Source organism: Streptomyces microflavus (assembly GCF_014650075.1).
GTDB lineage: Bacteria > Actinomycetota > Actinomycetes > Streptomycetales > Streptomycetaceae > Streptomyces > Streptomyces microflavus.
On record NZ_BMUG01000001.1, the window covers coordinates 391805 to 411228 of the forward strand.

The window sequence follows — 19424 nt, forward strand, 5'->3', positions numbered from 1 at the left end:
CCGTGGCAGGTGGGCGGATCCCCTGGCAGCCAGGGGTCAGGGGGCAGGGGGCTTCCTGCTCGGACCAGCCCCTCAGGCGCCCCCTGAGGCGACCGGCCAACAACCTCTGACCTGGTCTTTCTTCCGCCGGCTTCCTAAAATTGGCGCATGGGGAAAGGGGGCCGGATGGACCGGAACATCCGCACGACGGACGACGTACTCACGCTTCTGGACAGCCTGTTCGTGCCCGAGGCGCACCGCTGGACCACCGACGCCGCTTCATGGTGGGACGACTTCTACGGGGACCGCTCGAAGCCGGTGCCCTTCTTCGTGGACAAGCCCGACGAGAGCCTCGTCTCGTACGTCGAGCGGGGGCTGATCACCCCGGGCCGCGCGCTCGACCTGGGCTGCGGCCCCGGGCGCAACGCGCACGCGCTGGCATCGCTCGGCTTCGACGTCGACGCGATCGACCTCTCCCCGGCGGCGATCGCCTGGGCCGGGGAGCGGGCCTGTCTCTCGGGGGCCGAAGCGCGGTTCCACTGCGGGGACGCCTTTGTCCTGACGTCGGAAGGGGCGGAGCTGGCGGGCCCGTACGACCTGATCCATGACTCCGGGTGTTTCCACCACCTGCCGCCCCACCGGCGTATCAGCTACCTCGCTCTCCTCGACCGCTGCCTCGCTCCCGGCGGCCATTTCGCGCTCACCTGCTTTGCGGCGGGGGAGGGCGGCATGGGCTCCGAGCTGCCGGACGAGGAGCTCTACCGGCAGGGGAGCCTGAAGGGCGGACTGGCCTATACCCCCGAGGAGTTGCGCCGCGTCTTCTCCGACCTGACGGAGATCGAGCTGCGCCGCATGCACGACGAAGCGCCCGGGTCCCCGGTCTTCGGTGAGTCCTTTCTCTGGGCGGCGCTGTTCCGCAAGTCGCCCCGGTAGCGGCAGTGGTTCTCCGTCGGACCTTCGGGGACGGGGGCCGGTGTCAACGGCCCCGGTTGCGGGGGCGGGAGGCGACCCAGGCGCGGACGGTGTCGCCGTACCAGTACGGCTTTCCGTTCTTCACCTGGTCGGGCGGGGGGAGGAGGCCGTGCTTGCGGTAGGAGCGGACGGTGTCCGGCTGGACCTGGATGTGCGCGGCAATGTCCTTGTAGGACCAGAGTGTTCTGTCCGTCATCCGTGACACCTCTCTGCGCTGTTCTGTTCTGACCGGTACTGCTCCGGTGATCACTCAGCCTGCGCCCGGTTGAACGACCTCGAACGGCAGGCGGGGTGGGGCTGTTGTACGCCTGTGACGGAAAACCCGCGTAACGGAGATATGTGTGGCGAAACAGTGACTGCCGTGACAGAAGGGGCGAACAGCTGGCTGTGGTGAGGAACCGGGGCGATGTCAGACCCGGATGCCACGATGATGACCATGAGCACTTCCGAACGTCCGATGCCCCCGCTGGTCGCCGACGAGCGCACTTCGCTGGAGGGCTGGCTCGACTTCTACCGCGCCACCCTCGCCCAGAAGTGCGAGGAGTTGCCCGAGGGGCAGCTCCGTGAGGCGTCCGCGGCGCCCTCCACGATGACGTTGCTCGGGCTGGTCCAGCACGCTGCGGCGGTGGAGCGGAACTGGTTCCGGCGGGTCCTCGCGCAGGAGGACGTCCCACCCCTCTTCGCCCCGGCCGACGAGGGTGGGGGCGGGGGCCATGACGGCGGGTTCGAGCTTGCCGAGGATGCCACGTACGGCGGCGCGGTGGCGGTGTGGCAGGCCGAGGCCCGGCGGGGCCGGGAGAACTGCGCGGCCCGGGGGCTCGACGACACCAGCCCGTTCATGGGCGGCGAGGTGACGCTCCGCTGGATCTACCTCCACATGATCGGCGAGTACGCGCGCCACTGCGGGCACGCCGACCTGATCCGCGAGCGCATCGACGGGCGTACGGGGGTGTGACCACGGGGGTCCGGCAGGGGGCTGACGGAGCCTGACAGGGGCCCGGCGGGGCGGTTTCAGCTCGCCGTTCCGGGAGCTCCGGGAGTTCCGGGCCTGCCGGGTGTTCCGCAGGAGCGGAGGAACTCGCGGGTGCGGCGGGCGATCGGGAGCGGCTTGTCCGGGTCGCACGGGTACATGTCCTGTTCCACGATCGCGAACAGGTCGACGTCCAGGGCGCGCGCCGCGTCCAGGACCGGTTCCAGGGCGGGGACACCCCCGGGCGGTTCGCACATCACGCCCCGGGCCACGGCCGGGCCGAACGGGATCTCGTCCGCCACCACCGCCGCCAGGATCCCGGGGTCGACCTGCTTGAGGTGGAGGTAGCCGATGCGCTCCCCGTAGGTCTCGATGAGCTTGACGCTGTCGCCGCCGCAGTAGGCGTAGTGCCCGGTGTCCAGGCAGAGCGAGACCAGGGAGGGGTCGGTGGCGTCGAGGAAGCGGTTGACGTTCTCCTCGCTGTCGACATGGGTGTCCGCGTGCGGGTGGACGACGATGCGGAGCCCGTACCGCTCCCGGACCTCCCGGCCCAGCCGCTCCGTCTGCGAGGTCAGGTCACGCCACTGCGCGGGGGTGAGCGTGCGGTCCTCCAGGACCTCGCCCGTCTTGTCGTCGCGCCAGAAGGAGGGGATGACGACCAGGTGTTCCGCACCCATGGCCCGGGTCAGTTCGGCGATGTCGGCGACATGCGCCCAGGTCCGGTCCCAGACGTCGGGGCCGTGGTGCAATCCGGTGAAGACGGTGCCGGCGGAGACGGTCAGCCCACGGCTGCGGGTCTCGTCCTTCAGCCGGGCCGGGTCGGTGGGCAGATAGCCGTACGGACCGAGTTCGATCCACGCGTACCCGGCCTCGGCCACCTCGTCGAGGAAGCGCTGCCAGGGCACCTGCTGCGGGTCGTCGGGGAACCACACCCCCCACGAGTCGGGTGCCGAGCCGATACGGATGCGGGCCGGAGAGGGTGCGGAGGGGGTCATATCGCCCAGCGTCGCGGCCCGCACGGACGAGTGTCAAGAGTTCGTCCGAATGTCCGGACAAAATGTTGACAGGGCTCCCGGGAGGGGGCTAGACCTGGATCGGCCGGCCACCGGTGGGTCGCGCAGGCGGATCGAAGGGATGCGTATGCCTGAGCCGTACGACGTGATCACCATGGGGCGGATCGGGGTGGACATCTACCCCCTGGACATCGGGGTGCCGCTCGCCCGGGTCGAGACGTTCGGCAAGTTCCTCGGTGGCTCCCCGACCAATGTCGCGGTGGCGGCGGCGCGGCTGGGACGGCGGACGGCGGTGATCACCCGGACCGGACGGGACGCCTTCGGGGAGTACCTCCACCAGGAGCTCAAGGGGTTCGGGGTGGACGACCGGTGGGTGACGGAGGTCGAGGAGTACCCGACCCCGGTCACCTTCTGCGAGATCTTCCCGCCGGACGACTTCCCCCTCTACTTCTACCGGCAGCCCAAGGCGCCCGATCTGGAGATCCACCCGCCGGAACTCGACCTCGACGCGGTGCGCGAGGCCCGGATCTTCTGGATGACGGGTACCGGGCTCAGCGCCGAGCCCAGCCGGGCCGCGACGCTGGCGGCCCTGCGGGTCCGTAGCGAGAACGCCCGCGGCGAGAGCGCGGCCGGCGGCGAGGACCCGGCCCCGGAACCCCGTACCGCGACCGTGTTCGACCTCGACTGGCGGCCCATGTTCTGGGACGGCGGGGACCACGGCTCGGTGGCGCCCGCCCACTACCGGGAAGCGCTCGCCCACGCGACCGTCGCCGTCGGCAACATCGACGAGTGCGAGATCGCCACCGGCGAGCGCGAACCGCACGCCGCCGCCCGCGCCCTGCTCGCGGCCGGGGTGGAGCTCGCCGTCGTCAAGCAGGGGCCGAAGGGCGTCCTCGCCGTCCACCGCGACGGCTCCACCGCCGATGTACCGCCGCTGCCCGTGGAGGTCGTCAACGGGCTCGGCGCCGGGGACGCGTTCGGCGGGGCGCTCTGCCACGGGCTGCTCGCCGGATGGGACATCGCCCGGATCATGCGGTACGCGAACGCCGCCGGGGCCATCGTCGCCTCCCGGCTCGCCTGCTCCTCCGCGATGCCCTTCCCGGACGAGGTCGAGCGGGCCCTTACGGAGGGGGCGGTCACGGAAGACATCGCCTCCGGGCCCACCGGAGCGGCCTCATGACCCGCGCCCGTCCCACGGCCCCCGCCACCCCCGCCGCACCCTCCGTCCGCGACCTCGTCCGGCTCCGCGCCGAGCGCCCCGAAGCCATCGCCGAAGCCGCCGCCCGACGGAAGCGGCGCCCTCTGCTCCGTGCGGCCGACACCGCCGACACCTCCGCCTCGGAGCGTGCGCGCCCGCCCCACCCCGGCCGGCTGATGATCATCGCCGCCGACCACCCCGCACGCGGCGCCCTCGCCGTCGGGGACCGGGCCCTCGCCATGGCCAACCGGTTCGAGCTCCTCCAGCGGCTCTGCCTCGCCCTCTCCCGCCCCGGCGTCGACGGCGTCCTCGCCTCCGCCGACGTCCTGGACGACCTGCTCCTCCTCGGCGCCCTGGAGGACAAGGTCGTCATGGGCTCCATGAACCGGGGCGGGCTCGCGGGTGCCACCTTCGAGCTGGACGACCGCTTCACCGGGCACCGGCCCGAGGACCTGGTCCGCCACGGGTTCGACGCGGGGAAGCTGCTGCTCCGCATCGACCACGACGACCCCGGCTCCCTGGACACCCTGCACGCCGCCGCCCGCACCATCGACGCCATGGCCGCGCACCGGCTGCCCGTCTTCGTCGAGCCGTTCCTCTGCGGGCGCGTCGACGGCCGCCTCCGCAACGACCTGGGCGCCGCCGCCGTGATCACCTCCATCGCCATCGCGTCGGGCCTCGCCGGGACCTCCGCGTACACCTGGCTCAAGGTCCCCGTCACCGAGGACCCGGACGACATGGCCCAGGTCATGGAGACGTCCACGCTGCCCGCGGTGCTGCTCGGCGGGGAGGTGGGCGACGACCTCGACGGGGCGTACGGGAAGTGGCGCGAGGCGCTCCGGCTGCCGACCGTACGGGGGCTGGTCGTGGGGCGGTCGTTGCTCTACCCGGTCGACGGGGACGTGGCGGGCGCCGTCGACACGGCCGTATCGCTGCTGTAGCCGGGAGAGGGCGGGTAGGGAGTGGGTATGGACACGCACCAGGAGCGCCACGGCGCACGCCACCACCTGCCCTCCGGCAGTGCCGGGCGAGGGCCCTATGTCTTGGACATCGATCCGAAAATGGCCGGATGGGACCGGTCCAGTCTGCGCGTTCTGGAGCTGGAGCCGGGTGGAGTTCATACGCTCGTCACCGGGGAGTGCGAATGGATCGTCCTGCCGTTGACCGGTGGCTGTACGGTGCATACGGCAGGTGGCACCTTTGAACTGCTGGGCCGGGAAAGCGTGTTCAGCGGGGTGAGTGATTTCGCCTACGTGCCGCGCGACGACCGAGCGCAGATCGCCTCCGGCGCAGGAGGCCGCTTCGCCCTGGCAGGAGCGAAGTGCGAGCGACGACTCCCCGCTCGCTACGGCCCCGCGCCGGAGGTACCCGTCGAACTGCGCGGCACCGGGAACTGCTCGCGCCAGGTCAACAACTTCGCCGCCGCCGACACCTTCGACTGCGACCGCCTGATCGCCGTCGAGGTCCTCACGCCCGGCGGCAACTGGTCCTCCTACCCGCCCCACAAGCACGACGAGCACGTCCCGGGCGAGGAGTGCGAGCTGGAGGAGATCTACTACTTCGAGGTGGAGGGCGGCGGCCTCGGCTACCACCGGGTCTCGCCGTCGCGCGAGGGCGGTACGGATGTCCTCGCCGAGGTCGGCAGCGGCGACGCGGTCCTCATCCCCGACGGCTGGCACGGCCCGTCCATCGCCCCGCCCGGCCGGACGCTGTACTACCTGAACGTGATGGCGGGGCCGGGGGAGGAGCGGGCCTGGCTGATCCGCGACCATCCGGACCACGGATGGATCCGCGACACCTGGCGAGACGAGCCGGTCGACGCCAGACTGCCGCTGTACACGGCAGAGCAGCACACCGCGTCCAAGCACACGGCACAGCACCGCACGGCGTATCCGCAGACGGCCCGCCCGGACACGGCGCATCCGTCGCCCGGCCCGGAGGTAACAGGTTGAGCCCGACGAGTCCCGCGAACGCACGGCCCGCCCCCACCCGCCGCCTGACCACCGCTCAGGCCCTGGTCGCCTTCCTCGCCCGGCAGTACACCGAGCGCGACGGCCGCCGCCACCGCCTGATCAGCGCCACCTGGGGCATCTTCGGCCACGGCAACGTCGCCGGGATCGGCCAGGCCCTCGTGGAGGCGGGCAACGGGAACCGGACCGCGCACCGCATGCCGTACCTCCAGGGCCGCAACGAACAGGCCATGGTGCACGCGGCCGTGGGGTACGCCCGCCAGTCCGGCCGGCTCTCCGCCCACGCCGTGACCACCTCCATCGGCCCCGGCGCCACCAACCTCGTCACCGGCGCCGCCCTGGCCACCATCAACCACCTGCCGGTGCTCCTGCTCCCCGGCGACACCTTCGCCGCCCGGCCCGCCGATCCCGTGCTCCAGCAGCTCGAAGTGCCGTACGCGGGCGATGTGTCGGTCAACGACTGCCTGCGGCCCGTCTCGCGCTACTTCGACCGGGTCAGCCGCCCGGAAGCGCTGATTTCGGCCGCGCTGCAGGCGATGCGGGTCCTCGCCGACCCCGCCGAGACGGGCGCGGTCACCCTCGCGCTGCCGCAGGACGTGCAGGCGGAGGCGTACGACTGGCCGGAGGAGTTCTTCGCCGAGCGGGTCTGGCGGGTCCGCAGGCAGGCGCCCGACGTGGCCGAACTGGAAGCGGCGGTACGGGCGGTGCGCTCCGCCCGCCGCCCCCTGATCGTCGCGGGCGGCGGGGTCCGCCACAGCGGAGCCGAGGAGACCCTCGCCGCCTTCACCGCCGCCACCCGCATCCCGGTCGCCTCCACCCAGGCGGGCAAGGGGGCCCTGCGCCACGACCACCCGGCGGACGTGGGCTCCATCGGCCACACCGGCACCGCGACCGCCGACGAGCTGGCCCGCACCGCCGACCTGGTGATCGGCATCGGCACCCGGTACACGGACTTCACCACCGCCTCCGGCACGCTCTTCCAGAACCGGGCCGTCCGCTTCCTCAACCTCAACATCACCGGCTTCGACGCCCACAAGCTCGCCGCCCTCCCCCTGGTCGCCGACGCCCGCACCGGCCTGGAGGCGCTCACGAGCGCGCTCGCCGGACGGGCGTACCGGATCGACCCGGCGTACGAGACGGAGTACACCGGTGCGAAGGAGGCGTGGGAGGAACGGGTCGAAGCGTCCTTCACCACCCCCGACCTCACCGCGCGCCCCACCCAGACACAGGTCATCGGACTGCTCGACGCCCTGTTCACCGAGGACGACATCCTCATCAACGCCGCCGGTTCCCTCCCCGGCGACCTGCACAGGCTCTGGCGCACCCGCTCCCGCGACCAGTACCACGTCGAGTACGGCTACTCCTGTATGGGCTACGAGATCCCGGCCGCGATCGGCGTCATGCTCGCGACCCGGAACCACGAGCGGTCCCGCCCCGTCTGGGCCCTCGTCGGCGACGGTACGTACCTGATGAACCCCACCGAGATCGTCACCGCGGTCCAGGAGAACCTGCCCCTGAAGCTGCTGATCCTCCAGAACCACGGGTACGCCTCCATCGGCGGACTCTCCGAGGCGGTCGGCGGCGAACGGTTCGGCACGGCCTACCGCCACCGCGACGCCGACGGCGGCTTCACCGGCCCGCCGCTCCCCGTCGACCTCGCCGCCAACGCGGCCTCCCTCGGTATGCACGTGCTGCGCGCCACCACCGTCGACGACCTGCGCAAAGCCCTCGCGGAGGCCCGCAGCGCGGACGGCCCCACTTGTGTCTACGTCGAGACCGAAACGCCCGACACAGTGTCGGGGCCCCCTCCGGCACAGGCGTGGTGGGATGTTCCGGTGGCCGAAACCGCGAGCCGACCTGCGGCGGTCAAGGCCCGGGAAGAGTACGACCGGCAGGTCGCTGCCCGACGCCGTCACCTCTGAAGCCTGAAGGAGAACGTCATGACGAAGACCGTCAACCACTGGATCGGCGGCAAGACAGTGGAGGGCACGTCGGGCGCGTACGGTCCGGTCACGGACCCGGCCACCGGCGCGGTCACCACCCAGGTGGCGCTCGCCTCGGCGGAGGAGGTCGACGCGGCCGTGGCGGCGGCGAAGGCCGCGTACGCGACCTGGGGCACGTCCTCCCTCGCCCAGCGCACCGCGATCCTCTTCCGCTACCGCGCGCTGCTGGACGCCCACCGCGACGACATCGCCGCGCTGATCACCGCCGAGCACGGCAAGGTCCACTCGGACGCGCTGGGCGAGGTCGCCCGCGGTCTGGAGATCGTCGAGCTGGCGTGCGGGATCACCACCCAGCTCAAGGGCGAGCTCTCCACCCAGGTGTCGAACCGGGTCGACGTCTCCTCGATCCGCCAGTCGCTCGGCGTCGTCGCGGGCATCACCCCGTTCAACTTCCCGGCCATGGTGCCGATGTGGATGTTCCCGCTGGCGATCGCGTGCGGCAATACGTTCGTGCTGAAGCCGAGCGAGAAGGACCCGTCGGCCGCCGTCCTGCTGGCCGAGCTGGCGTCGGAGGCCGGGCTTCCGGACGGCGTCCTCAACGTCCTGCACGGTGACAAGGTCGCCGTCGACGGCCTGCTCAACCACCCCGACGTGGCCGCCGTCTCCTTCGTGGGCTCCACCCCCATCGCCCGCTACATCCACGCCACCGCCTCCGCCAACGGCAAGCGCGTCCAGGCCCTCGGCGGCGCGAAGAACCACATGCTCGTCCTCCCGGACGCCGACCTGGACGCGGCGGCCGACGCGGCGGTCTCGGCGGCGTACGGCTCCGCCGGTGAGCGCTGCATGGCGATCTCCGCGGTCGTCGCGGTCGGCGCGATCGGCGACGAGCTGGTCGCCAAGATCCGCGAGCGCGCCGAGAAGATCACGATCGGCCCCGGCAACGACCCCGCCTCCGAGATGGGCCCCCTGATCACCGCCGCCCACCGCGACAAGGTCGCCTCCTACGTCACGGGCGCCGCCGCCCAGGGCGCGGAGGTCGTCCTCGACGGCACGGGCCACACGGTCGAGGGCTTCGAGAACGGGCACTGGATCGGCCTCTCCCTCCTGGACAAGGTCTCCACCGACTCCGACGCGTACAGGGACGAGATCTTCGGCCCGGTACTGTGCGTGCTCCGCGTGGAGACGTACGAGGACGGCGTCGCCCTCATGAACGCCTCGCCGTTCGGCAACGGCACCGCGATCTTCACCCGGGACGGCGGCGCGGCCCGCCGCTTCCAGCTGGAGGTGGAGGCGGGCATGGTCGGCGTCAACGTGCCGATCCCGGTGCCCGTGGGCTACCACTCCTTCGGCGGCTGGAAGGACTCCCTCTTCGGGGACCACCACATCTACGGCAACGACGGCGTGCACTTCTACACCCGCGGCAAGGTCGTCACCACCCGCTGGCCGGACCCGGCGGACGCGCCGTCGGGCGTCGACCTGGGGTTCCCGCGCAACCACTGACAGCCTGATCCGGACCCCCGCCCGCCCGTAGCGAAGATGCTGCGGGCGGGCGTTTTGGTGATTGTCGTACCCTTCGTGGACTTGTGGTGCACGGGGCGAGGGGGAACACAGGTGATTCGGGTCGTCGTCGTGGATGACGAGCCGCTGGTCCGGTCGGGCCTGCGGGCGATCCTCGGCTCGGCGGCGGACATCGGCGTGGTGGCCGACTGCGGCGGCGGGGACGCGACGGGAACGGTCGCGCGCCACCGGCCGGACGTGCTGCTGCTGGACATCCGGATGCCCGACGTCGACGGCCTGACCGTGCTGGAGCAGGTCGCCGCCATGACACCGGCCCCGGCGGTCGCGATGCTGACGACGTTCGACGCGGGGGAGTACGTGGAGGCGGCCCTGACGACCGGAGCGGCGGGCTTCCTGATGAAGAACTCCTCGCCCGAGCAGCTGATCCACGCCGTACGGGTGCTGGCCGACGGCGGCCGGATCCTCGCCCCCGAGGCCACGGCCCCGGTCATCGGCGGCTACCTCGCCGCCGCCACCGCACGTGACGCGGCCCGCCGGGTGGAGGCGCTGACCGAACGGGAACGCCACGTGCTTGCCCTGGTGCGCCGCGGCCTCTCCAACCGCGACATCGCCGGGCGGCTGCATCTGGCCCACTCCACGGTGAAGGACCACGTCAGCTCGGTGCTCGCGAAGCTGGGCGGGGTCAACCGCGTCCAGGCCGCGGTGGTCGCCGACCGCGCGGGGATGACCGACCCGCCGGTACGGGGACGGGGACGGGCCGAGCCGCCGGTACGAGGACGGGCCGAGCCGCCGGTACGGGGACGATGAGCGCCTACGCCGGTACGGGACCGATGAGCGCCGAGAGCCTGGCTTCCGGCGCCCCGCGCCCGGCCCTTGGTGCCCCGGCCTCCGGTGCCCCGGCCTTTGATGCCCCGCTCCCGCTCCCGCGCCCGGCCCCCGGAGCCCCGGCCTCCGCTGCCCCGGCCCCACGCACCATCCGGCGGCTGAGGTCGGCCGCCCTCCCCGTCGGTGTCGCCGCCCTGGACGGGCTGGTCGTCAACGCCGTCCACGCAGGCCCGGTGCTGTGGGGCGCTCTCGCCGCCGCCGGGGCACTCGTGTTGCGGCGGCGGCAGCCCGAACTGGCCCTGGCCGCAGGCATCCCCGGGCTCTACCTCGGCCATCTGGCGTTCGCGCCGCTCATCGCCCTGTACTTCCTGGCCGTCCACCGCCGCAGCGCTGCCCCCGGAGCCGTCGGCGCGGTACTGGTCGCGCTGGCGCAGTTCCTCCCCCTCCCGCTCGGGGACGTCACGCTGCTCCGCCTCGACCACGACACCGTGCTGGACGCGCTCGACTCCTGCGCGCTGGGGGTCGGCGCCTTCGTGCTGGGCCGGTCGGCGCGGTGCCGGCGGGAGAGACTGCGCGAGATCACGGAGAGCCGGGAGCGCGAGAACCGCCTGCTGGCGCAGCACACCCTGGCCACCGAACGGGCCCGGCTGGCCCGGGAGATGCACGACGTCGTCGCCCACAAGGTCAGCCTCATCAGCCTCCAGGCGGGGGTGCTCCAGGTGACGGAGCCCGGCGCTCGGGCTGTGCGGGAGACCGCGGGTGTGATCCGTGACCTGTCGGTGGACACCCTCACCGAACTCCAGCACCTGGTGGGGGTGTTGCGCGCGGACGGCGGGAACACCGGCGACCTGGCCCCGCAGCCCCGCCTCGCCGACCTGGGCCGGCTGGTCGAGGAGAGCGCCCTGCCGGTCGAGCTGCACCTGGGCGACCTCGGCGATCTCGCCGGCCCGCTTCCCGAGGCCGTGGAGCGTGCCGCGTACCGGACGGTGCAGGAGGCGCTCACCAACGTACGCAAGCACGCCCCAGGGGCCAGGGCCGAGGTGCGGGTGGGGCCGGACGGCGGGCGGCTGCACGTGGAGGTGCGCAACACCGCCGCCGACGGGAGCGCCGTTGCGCCGGAGCTGCCCGCCGGCGGGAACGGTCTGGTAGGCCTGCGGGAACGGGCCCAGCTCCTCGGCGGCTCGTTCACCTCGGCACCGCTGCCCGGCGGCGGATTCCTCGTCCGCGCCGAGTACCCGGTCTGACCGGCCCCACGGCCGTACGCAACTGCCGTACGTAGCCCCCCGGTACGTACGGCTGTCGCTACCGGTCCGTGCGACCGGTGCGTAGCGGTCGTCGCTACCCGTCCGTGCGCGAGGCCTGCCGGAGGACCTCCTCCGGCAGCCCGGCCCGGGCTCCGATGACCTCGAAGCCGAGCAGCCGCCCCGCCTCGTCGAAGTCGAGGTTCAGGTCCGCGCCGCCGGGGGTCTCCAGGGTGAACTGCCGGCCGGCGGCCCCGTCGGCGATGTGCGCGACGAGGGAGACGTACGCGACGTCGTTGTCGTGGTCGTACTCGATGTGCATTGTTCCGTTCCGTTCCGCTCTGTTCCGCTCAGCGAGGGTGGGGGTCAGTTGCGGCCGACGGAGACGACATTGCCGGCCTTGTTGACCACGACCCAGATCTTTCCGCTGACGTACTTCCAGGTACCGGCCGACTTGCCCTTGGTCTTCTTGCCGTTCTTCACGGTACGCGCGACCATCTCCTGGCTGATGCCCCGCTGGGCCATCCGCTGGGCGGCGTGCTTGGAGATGCTCTTGACGCCGGTGGAGAGCAGAAGGCGCCCGGCGATGATGGCGAGCGGGATGAACCACGCGGGGTCGGCGACCACGGGGTAGGCGGTGTTCGGCCCGGGGCGCACGGTCTGGACGAGCGCGCCGCCCTCGACGCGGTACTCGGTGGGCACGGCCTCGCCGTTCGCGTCCTTCGCCCAGGGCGCGTCGAAGGTGCCGAGGTAGGTGTCCCCGTGGCTGACCAGGACGCTGCCGTCCTCCAGGTGCTCGGTCACCGCGTCGGCGGGCAGGTCGAGCGGGAAGCGGTACTCGGTCGGCGCCTGTGCGTCCCGCAGGGTGATCAGGGCCCGCACGCCGTCCCGGTTCGGCTGCACCGCGAGGTCGAAGCCCTCCTCGGCGTCGGCGTACACGACGGTCCCGCCGGTGCTGCGCGCGGCGGACGAGTGCGCCCCGCCGGGCAGCCCGAACCGCACGGTGTCCTCGCCGTAGGTGGACTCCACCGCCCCGTCGGCGGTGGCGGGAGCGGTGATCCGCGCGGTGCCCGCGTCGGCGGGCACCGCGAAGCGGGTGGCACCGCCCGCGAGCGCGGTCCCCGGGACGAGGTCCGCGGTCCCGGTGACGCGCTCCACCGCTTCGGCGGCCTGCACGACCCGCGCGGTGGACACGCCGTCGGCCCGGGCGGCCGTCGCGGTGAGCAGTACGGCCCCAGCGGTGCAGCCGGCCACGAGTATCCGGGCGGCGCTGCGGTGACGTCGGATGGATCGATCGGTGGTGCGAGACATGTACGTCCTTGCTGCCGGCCCGAGACCGGGCCCGTGGTGAACAACAACGCCCAGAAGCCTCGCAGCGGGCCCGCGCCCGGGGAATCCGCCGCGGGACGGTGGGCGACCCCGCCGGTCGGAGGGGGTCGCCCCGGGAAAACGGGATGCCGCGCCCCTCACCCGTCCCGCATCCTGGCTCCATGAACGCCCCCGCCCTGCCGCCCCGATACGAGATCCGCGCGCTCCACACCGCCACGACCGTCACCGTCTACCAGGCCTACAGGCCCGCCATCGGGCTTCCCGCCGCGCGCGACGGGCGGTTCCCCGGCGTCTGGAAGCGGGACCGGATGACGTGGATCAAGCCCAGCTTCCTGTGGATGATGTACCGCTGCGGGTGGGGCACCAAGGAGGGGCAGGAGGTCGTGCTCGCCGTCGAGATCGACCGGAGCGGGCTGGAGTGGGCCCTCGCGCATGCCGAACTCTCGCACTACGTACGTGATGTGCACCCGGACGAGGCCGCCTGGAAACGCGGTCTGCGCGCCGCCCCCGCCCGGGTGCAGTGGGACCCCGAGCGCGACCTGGACCTGAACCCGCTGCCGTACCGCTCCCTGCAGTTGGGGCTGAGCGGGGAGGCCGCCCGGCGGTACGCGGACGAGTGGACCGTCTCCGTACGCGATGTCACTCCGCTCGCCCGCGAGGTGCACGCGGCGGTGCGGGCGGGGGAGCGGGAGAAGGCCGCCGCCCTGCTGCCGGTGGAGGCGCCGCTCGATCTCGCCGCGCCCCGGCCGGTGCCCGTGGGGTCCTGACCCGATCCCAGGGCCCCACAGCCGGTGCCCGTCGGGCCCTGACCCGATCCCAGCGCCCCGCAGCCGGTGCCCGCCAGCAACTGAGCTCAGGCCGCCGCCGCGGCCAGCGTCCGCGTCGCCTTGCGTACGTCCGCCAGGTACGTGACCACCTGCGGGTCCCTCCGCCACGGCTCCAACGACCGGCCGTAGACGCGCAGATACTCCATCCCCCGCAGACTCCCCAGGCGGGTGAAGAGGCTCAGCGACTCGCGGCCCAGGTGCAGGCTCTGGGCGAGGTCGCCGTTCTGGGCGTGGGCCGAGGCCAGGACCGAGAGCCGTACGCTCCGGGAGCGGGCGAACGCGTCCGACGGCATCGGACCGGCGGCATTCCACGCGAAGGTCGCCCGGTGGTTGCCCAGGTCGCGGAAGGCCTCGGCCGCGTCGGTGATGATGCGCTGCTGGTTGAAGAACCCGATCCAGGCAGGCCCCTCACCGTCCGCGCCGCGTTCCGCCAGCCGCTCCGACTGCGCGATGCACGCGCTCGTCGACCGCTCGTCGCCCGCGCGGGCGTGCGACCGGGCCTCGATCAGCTTCGCGAACCCCGCCACGCGCGGATCGAGGGTCTGTCCGCGCCGGTACGCGCCCTGGGCCATGTCGATCGCCTCGGACGTGAAACCGCGCATCAGCGACTGCATCGCCATGGTGGCCAGGATGTACGAGCCCAGATCGGCGTCGCCGCCCGCCCGGGCCAGCCGCAGCGCCTGGATGAAGTGGCGCTGGGCGATGCTGTGCCGGCCCGCGTCGAACGCCGTCCAGCCCGCCAGCCGCGCCATCTCCGCCGTCACCCGGAACAGATCGCGCCCCACGGCCTCCGAATAGCTGCCGCGGAGCAGCGGCGCGACCCGTTCGTACAGGTACTCCGTGAGCGACGCCGACTTCCGGTTCGACCCGCCGAAGCGCGAGTCCCACAGCCGCGCACTGTCGGCGGCCTCCCTGAGCTCCGCGATGTGTTCCCGGTCGACCGCGGGCCCGGACTCGCGCGCCCGCGTCTCCTCCGCCGGATCGATGAGCCAGCGGCTGAACGGGGTGGCGAAGGCCGAGACGGCGAAGGTGTGGTGGGTGAGGAACTGACGGCGGTTCACTGCGCTCCAATAGGCTGCTGCTTCGGTCACGGCGTCGTCCTGGCGCCGGGCGAACTCCAGGCCCAGCTCGCTCGCGTCGCGCTCCCCTCCCCGCATCCCGACCTCCGCGAGGGACACCGGTCTGCCCAGGGCCTCGGACAGGGAAACGCAGATGAGCCGGGGGGTCGGCCACTTCGGGACCATGCCACGGCGACACCAGTTGGCCACGGACGTATGGGTGTACCGGCCCGACTGCCCTTCGCGGGCGGCGAGTTCGTTCACCCGGTGAGCAAGGCCCTGTGCGTACCGGTCTCCCGCGCTGTCATGAGGGGAGCGGGGACTGCCGGCCGGGACGGCCCGAAGGCAGCGCGTGTATCGGCGAATTCCGAGAAGGAGGTCCGAAAGTGTTCGACCTGATCCAGTTATCGGTGATTCTCTCTCCGGCGGTGACTCTGGAAGTTCACCTTCCGGTGGGATTCCTCCTCTATGTGATCTTCTTGCGCGGCTCCCGAAAATAGTTCCGCCGGGTGGCGCGGGCGGTACGGGGTGTCTCCGGTGCCCCACCCGGCAGCCGGGCTCCGGGCGGTGCCCAGGAGATCCACCGAGCCCGTTGCGCGCCCAATGTCCGCAATGGCCTTCGGAAGGGATAAGGCTCGTACCGCGTCCGGAGTACGGGGAGGGCGCACCGTACCTCTCAGGGAGGCTGCCCACCTCACCCTGGCGGCACTTCGGCCGGTGGCATCCTCCGTTTAGGGTCGAGGGATGGAGACCCCTACTGTTCGATGGCGGCGCCTGCTGCCCCGCACCCCTGCCCGGTGGGCCGCGGCCGTCGCCGTGCTCGCCGTGCTCGTGGGCGGCGGCACCTGGACCGCTGTCGCCGACGACGGCCCGCCCGCCGTGCAGCGCGAGGACCGGATGCTGCGGCCGGGCGGGGTGGAGATCGACACCTCGTACTTCACCGCCGGAGGTTCCGGTAAGCGGCCCGCCGTGCTCATCGGCCACGGCTTCGGCGGCAGCAAGAACGACGTACGGGCGCAGGCCGAGAAGCTGGCCGCCGACGGGTACGCGGTGCTGACCTGGTCGGCGCGCGGGTTCGGGAAGTCCGGCGGGGCGATCTCGCTGAACGCCCCCGACGGCGAGGTCAAGGACGTCTCCGGGCTCATCGACTGGCTCGCCGGGCGGCCCGAGGTCGAGCTGGACAAGAAGGGCGACCCCCGGGTCGGCCTCACCGGCGCCTCCTACGGCGGGGCCGTCTCCCTGCTCGCCGCCGGGTACGACCAGCGGGTCGACGCCATCGCCCCCGTGATCACGTACTGGAACCTGGCCGACGCCCTCTTCCCCGACGGGGTCTTCAAGAAGCTCTGGGCCGGGATCTTCGTCACCTCCGGCGGCGGCTGCGAGAAGTTCGAGAAGAAGCTCTGCGAGATGTACGAGCGCGTCGCCGTCAGCGGCAAGCCCGACGCGGCCGCGACCGAGCTGCTCACCGAGCGCTCGCCGTCCGCCGTCGCCGACCGCATCAAGGTGCCCTCGCTCCTCGTCCAGGGCCAGTCCGACTCCCTCTTCCCGCTCGGCCACGCCGACTCCATGCAGAAGGCGATCAGCGCCAACGGCGCACCCGTCTCCGTCGACTGGATCTCCGGCGGGCACGACGGCGGCGACAGCGAGACCGCGCGCGTCGAAGGGCGCGTCGGCTCCTGGTTCGACCGGTACCTGAAGGAGGAGACCGGCACCGACACCGGGCCCGCCTTCCGCGTCACCCGTACCGGAGGCATCGACTCCACCGACGGCGCCGCCCTCAAGCGCGGTGCGAGCAGCGACACCTACCCGGGGCTGCGCAGCGGCGGCCGGGAGATCCCGCTCCGGGCGACAGGCGGAGGCGGCGCGTCCGCCGGAACCGGATCCGGAACCGAGACCGGAGCCGGAGCCGAGGCCGGAGCCGGAACCGAGGCCGAGGCCGGAGCCGGAACCGGGACCGGATCCGGAACCGCCACCAAGCCCACCGGCTCCGCCGAAACGTTCCGCAACCCGGCCGGGGCCGTGCCGCCCGCCATCTCCGCCGTACCGGGCGTCGGCGGCGGACTCTCCCAGCTCTCCTCGCTCGGCGTCGGCCTCTCGCTCGACTTCCCGGGGCAGTTCGGCCGCTTCGAGTCGGCCCCGCTGGCCACCCCCGTCCACGTCACCGGCACACCCACCGTCCGCGTGAACGTCAAGGAGGCCGCGGGCCAGGACGCGGTGCTCTTCGGCAAGGTGTACGACGTGTCGCCGGACGGCCGGCAGCAGGTGCTGCCCTCCCAGCTCGTCGCCCCCTACCGGATCACCCCCGACCAGCAGGGCAAGCCGATCGAGCTGGCGCTGCCCGCCGTGGACCACGAGTTCGACGCCGGGCACCGGATGCGGCTCGTCTTCTCCGCCACCGACCTCGGGTACGCGTCCCCCGCCGAACCCGCCACCTACACCGTGACCGCAGACGGACCGCTGACCGTCCCCACCGCACCCGCCGTCGCCACCGCGGCCGCCACCCTCCCGTGGTGGACCTGGGGCCTCCCGGCCGCCGCCCTCGTCATCGCGGCCGGTCTGCTGATCACCGCGCGCCGCCGCACCGCGACCCCGGCGCCGGACCCCGCGCTCACCGACGTACCGCTCCAGATCACCGGGCTCTCGAAGAAGTACGCGAAGTCCGTCGACCGGTACGCCGTGCGCGAGCTCTCCTTCCGGGTCGAGAAGGGCCAGGTCCTCGGGCTGCTGGGCCCCAACGGCGCGGGCAAGACGACCACCCTGCGCATGCTCATGGGGCTCATCACCCCCGACGAGGGCGAGATCCGCGTCTTCGGGCAGGCCATCCGCCCGGGAGCCCCGGTCCTCTCCCGGGTGGGCGCCTTCGTGGAAGGGGCGGGCTTCCTCCCGCACCTCTCCGGGCGCGCCAACCTCGACCTGTACTGGCAGGCCACCGGCCGCCCCGCCGAGGACGCCCACATCGAGGAGGCCCTGGAGATCGCCGGCCTCGGCGACGCGCTCGCCCGTGCCGTACGGACGTACTCCCAGGGCATGCGGCAGCGGCTCGCCATCGCCCAGGCCATGCTCGGCATGCCGGACCTGCTGATCCTCGACGAGCCGACCAACGGGCTCGACCCGCCGCAGATCCGCGAGATGCGTGACGTGATGATCCGTTACGCGGCCGGGGGCCGGACCGTCATCGTCTCCAGCCACCTCCTCTCCGAGGTCGAACAGTCCTGCACCCACCTGGTCGTCATGGACCGGGGCCGGCTCGTGCAGGCCGGTCCGGTCGCCGAGATCACCGGCTCCGGCGACATGATCCTGGTGACCGTGGCGGAGCCCGTGTCCGAGCCGCTCGCCGAGAAGGTCGCGTCCCTGCCCGGCATCGGCTCCGCCGTCCGCACCGACGACGGCCGCGGACTCCTCGTCCGCCTCGACGGGGCCACCACCTCCCGGCTCGTCGCCGACCTCGTCCGGCTCGACGTCCCGGTCACCGGCGTCGGACCGCACCGCCGCCTGGAGGACGCCTTCCTCACCCTGATCTCCGGAGGAGCAGCATGAGCGCCCCCACCCAGCCCCCCGAGGCCCGTGTGGCGGCCGAGCACCCGGAGGCAGCCGGCTACCGCGCCGGGCGCACGCTCCCCCTCCGGGTCGAGGCCATGCGGCAGCTGCGGCGCCGCCGCACCCTGCTCATGGGCGGGATCCTCGCCGCCCTCCCCTTCATCCTGATCGTCGCCTTCGCGATCGGCGGCACGCCGGACGGCGAGGACGGCGGCGGGGGCCGGGGCGGCGGCCGGATCAACCTGATGGACGTGGCGACCGAGTCCGCCGCCAACTTCGCCGCCACCTCCCTGTTCGTCTCGGCCGGCTTCCTGCTGGTGGTGCCGGTGGCCCTGTTCTGCGGGGACACCGTCGCCTCCGAGGCCAGCTGGGCCTCGCTGCGCTACCTGCTCGCCGCACCGGTGCCGCGTGTGCGGCTGCTGTGGTCCAAGCTCGTCGTCGCGCTCGGCTTCAGCCTCGCCGCGATGGTGCTGCTGCCGCTCGTCGCGCTGGCGGCGGGCACGGCGGCCTACGGGTGGGGCCCGCTGAAACTGCCCACCGGGGGAGCGCTGGCGGCCGGGGACACCGTGCCCCGCCTCGCGCTCGTCGTCGCGTTCATCTTCGTCTCCCAACTGGTCACCGCCGGGCTGGCGTTCTGGCTCTCGACAAAGACGGACGCCCCGCTCGGCGCGGTCGGCGGTGCGGTCGGCCTCACCATCGTCGGCAATGTGCTCGACGCCGTCACCGCGCTCGGCTCCTGGCGCGACTTCCTGCCCGCGCACTGGCAGTTCGCGTGGGCGGACGCGCTCCAGCCGGAGCTGGAGTGGGGCGGCATGATCAAGGGAGCGGCGATCTCGGTGACGTACGCCCTGATCCTGTTCGCTCTGGCCTTCCGCGGGTTCAGTCGTAAGGACATCGTGTCCTGAACCTGATGTTCCGTCGGTTTGCCGACCGCGAAGGCGCTCCACCGGGCCCCTGCCGGGCCTCTGTTGCCGCATCGAGATGGTTCCGCAACGCTTTCGTCGACTCCGGCGGGCGGCTTCGTACGTCACATTCACAGGTGTC

17 protein-coding genes are annotated in these 19424 nt (G+C 72.6%); 12 read left to right on the top strand and 5 right to left on the bottom strand.

Going from position 1 to position 19424, the window contains the following annotated elements:
• Positions 1-165 precede the first annotated feature (165 nt).
• Complete coding sequence (locus IE264_RS01670; RefSeq protein ID WP_032753344.1) at positions 166-912, top strand: class I SAM-dependent methyltransferase; 747 nt, start codon at positions 166-168, stop codon at positions 910-912.
• 43 nt (positions 913-955) lie between these two features.
• Here IE264_RS01670 and IE264_RS01675 read toward each other — a convergent pair whose 3' ends face one another.
• Positions 956-1147, bottom strand: coding sequence for a helix-turn-helix transcriptional regulator (locus tag IE264_RS01675; RefSeq protein WP_010064909.1), 192 nt, complete (start codon positions 1145-1147; stop codon positions 956-958).
• 240 nt (positions 1148-1387) lie between these two features.
• Between IE264_RS01675 and IE264_RS01680 the strand changes: the two genes are divergently transcribed.
• Positions 1388-1906, top strand: coding sequence for a DinB family protein (locus IE264_RS01680; protein ID WP_190167563.1), 519 nt, complete (start codon positions 1388-1390; stop codon positions 1904-1906).
• Between the two features lie 56 nt (positions 1907-1962).
• Here IE264_RS01680 and IE264_RS01685 read toward each other — a convergent pair whose 3' ends face one another.
• Positions 1963-2916 carry a sugar phosphate isomerase/epimerase family protein gene (locus IE264_RS01685; RefSeq protein WP_032753342.1) on the bottom strand — a complete coding sequence of 318 codons (954 nt, stop codon included), beginning with the start codon at positions 2914-2916 and terminating at the stop codon, positions 1963-1965.
• Positions 2917-3061: 145 nt separating this feature from the next.
• Here IE264_RS01685 and iolC point away from each other — a divergent pair, with 145 nt between their 5' ends.
• From iolC to IE264_RS01720, 7 genes are all read left to right on the top strand, one after another.
• Positions 3062-4114, top strand: coding sequence for a 5-dehydro-2-deoxygluconokinase (iolC, locus tag IE264_RS01690; protein ID WP_032753341.1), 1053 nt, complete (start codon positions 3062-3064; stop codon positions 4112-4114).
• Positions 4111-5073 (top strand): Cgl0159 family (beta/alpha)8-fold protein, encoded by a 963-nt coding sequence (locus IE264_RS01695; protein WP_032753340.1) that lies wholly within the window; start codon positions 4111-4113, stop codon positions 5071-5073. The genes iolC and IE264_RS01695 overlap by 4 nt, the downstream gene beginning before the upstream one ends.
• A 27-nt stretch (positions 5074-5100) precedes the next feature.
• Positions 5101-6084: a 5-deoxy-glucuronate isomerase gene (iolB, locus tag IE264_RS01700; RefSeq protein ID WP_032753339.1), complete on the top strand. Its 984-nt coding sequence runs from the start codon at positions 5101-5103 to the stop codon at positions 6082-6084.
• Positions 6081-8024, top strand: coding sequence for a 3D-(3,5/4)-trihydroxycyclohexane-1,2-dione acylhydrolase (decyclizing) (gene iolD / locus IE264_RS01705; RefSeq protein ID WP_032753338.1), 1944 nt, complete (start codon positions 6081-6083; stop codon positions 8022-8024). The genes iolB and iolD overlap by 4 nt, the downstream gene beginning before the upstream one ends.
• An 18-nt stretch (positions 8025-8042) precedes the next feature.
• Positions 8043-9545, top strand: a complete 1503-nt coding sequence (locus IE264_RS01710; RefSeq protein WP_032753337.1) for a CoA-acylating methylmalonate-semialdehyde dehydrogenase — start codon at positions 8043-8045, stop codon at positions 9543-9545.
• Positions 9546-9656: 111 nt separating this feature from the next.
• On the top strand, positions 9657-10370 hold the full coding sequence (locus IE264_RS01715; RefSeq protein ID WP_051821659.1) for a response regulator: 714 nt from the start codon (positions 9657-9659) through the stop codon (positions 10368-10370).
• The gene (locus tag IE264_RS01720; protein WP_032753336.1) at positions 10367-11632 is read left to right on the top strand and encodes a sensor histidine kinase; all 1266 of its coding nucleotides are present in this window, start codon (positions 10367-10369) and stop codon (positions 11630-11632) included. The genes IE264_RS01715 and IE264_RS01720 overlap by 4 nt, the downstream gene beginning before the upstream one ends.
• Before the next feature lie 94 nt (positions 11633-11726).
• Here IE264_RS01720 and IE264_RS01725 read toward each other — a convergent pair whose 3' ends face one another.
• Both IE264_RS01725 and IE264_RS01730 read right to left on the bottom strand, forming a co-directional pair.
• The gene (locus tag IE264_RS01725; RefSeq protein WP_032753335.1) at positions 11727-11951 is read right to left on the bottom strand and encodes a DUF2283 domain-containing protein; all 225 of its coding nucleotides are present in this window, start codon (positions 11949-11951) and stop codon (positions 11727-11729) included.
• Positions 11952-11995: 44 nt separating this feature from the next.
• A complete protein-coding gene (locus IE264_RS01730; protein WP_078657320.1) occupies positions 11996-12940 on the bottom strand; it encodes a DUF4258 domain-containing protein in 945 nt (314 codons plus the stop codon).
• Between the two features lie 179 nt (positions 12941-13119).
• On the opposite strand from IE264_RS01730, the gene IE264_RS01735 reads away from it, so the two are divergent.
• Positions 13120-13725 carry a DUF4291 domain-containing protein gene (locus tag IE264_RS01735; protein WP_032753334.1) on the top strand — a complete coding sequence of 202 codons (606 nt, stop codon included), beginning with the start codon at positions 13120-13122 and terminating at the stop codon, positions 13723-13725.
• Positions 13726-13811: 86 nt separating this feature from the next.
• Here IE264_RS01735 and IE264_RS01740 read toward each other — a convergent pair whose 3' ends face one another.
• Positions 13812-15251 carry an NsdA family TPR-like regulatory protein gene (locus IE264_RS01740; protein ID WP_491590361.1) on the bottom strand — a complete coding sequence of 480 codons (1440 nt, stop codon included), beginning with the start codon at positions 15249-15251 and terminating at the stop codon, positions 13812-13814.
• 336 nt (positions 15252-15587) lie between these two features.
• Here IE264_RS01740 and IE264_RS01745 point away from each other — a divergent pair, with 336 nt between their 5' ends.
• Positions 15588-18380 carry an alpha/beta fold hydrolase gene (locus IE264_RS01745; RefSeq protein ID WP_032753333.1) on the top strand — a complete coding sequence of 931 codons (2793 nt, stop codon included), beginning with the start codon at positions 15588-15590 and terminating at the stop codon, positions 18378-18380.
• The gene (locus IE264_RS01750; RefSeq protein ID WP_031122698.1) at positions 18377-19285 is read left to right on the top strand and encodes an ABC transporter permease; all 909 of its coding nucleotides are present in this window, start codon (positions 18377-18379) and stop codon (positions 19283-19285) included. Before IE264_RS01745 ends, IE264_RS01750 begins: the two co-directional genes overlap by 4 nt.
• Positions 19286-19424 lie beyond the last annotated feature (139 nt).